Here is a 717-nt window from a genome sequence, read left to right as displayed (position 1 = left end):
TTATCCAACAAACAACTCGGCTGGGCGAATGAGCGCATGGTTACAAGATCAGCCAGAAGTTGAATCGGTTTGGTGGCGCTGGGAAAAAGATGTTCCTACCGAGCATGGCGCGTTGCAAGTGGTCAGCACAGGCCCTTCTGAAGGAGAGCTAGATTCGCTAACGGTCAAGCTGGGTGTTCCAAACTACTGGTATCAGCTACATCAAACTAAGAGCTTGATGGTCAGTGAATCTATGGCTCTCAAACTGGATATTCGTCCGGGCGATTACATTGATCTGCAAGCGCCACTGGGTGAAGGTTGGCAAGTCGTGGGTGTGTACTACGATTATGGCAACCCATACAACCAAGTGATGATGTCACACCGAAACTGGCTTTATGCGTTTGCTGGAACGGGCAACGTAGGCTTAGGCGTATTGCTGAAAGACAGCGTGAATGGGGAAGGGTTGAAGAATCGTTTAGAAAATGTCTTCCGATTGCCACAAGACCGCGTATTCGACAACAGCAATATCTACAATCAAGCCATGAGAGTATTTGATCACACGTTCGCCATCGCTGGCACGCTAGGCAACATTACTCTTATCATTGCTGTATTTGGTCTTTTCTTTGCAACCCTAGCAGGAGAACTCTCTCGTCAAAGACACTTCTCGCTGCTGAGATGCATGGGTGTTTCTGGCAAAGAGTTGGTTGCCCTAGGGGGCTTGCAACTGTTCGCCTTTGG

General features: G+C 48.8%; 1 protein-coding gene. It reads left to right on the top strand.

The genetic code is table 11. The annotated features are described in order from the left end of the window. Positions 1-717, top strand: a 717-nt coding sequence (locus tag R8N49_RS27100; protein WP_412034920.1) for an ABC transporter permease, incomplete at both ends; no start/stop codon positions are given.

The sequence above is a fragment of the Vibrio sp. 1978 genome (assembly GCF_033344345.1).
This window is presented reverse-complemented; position numbering and strand designations above follow the sequence as displayed.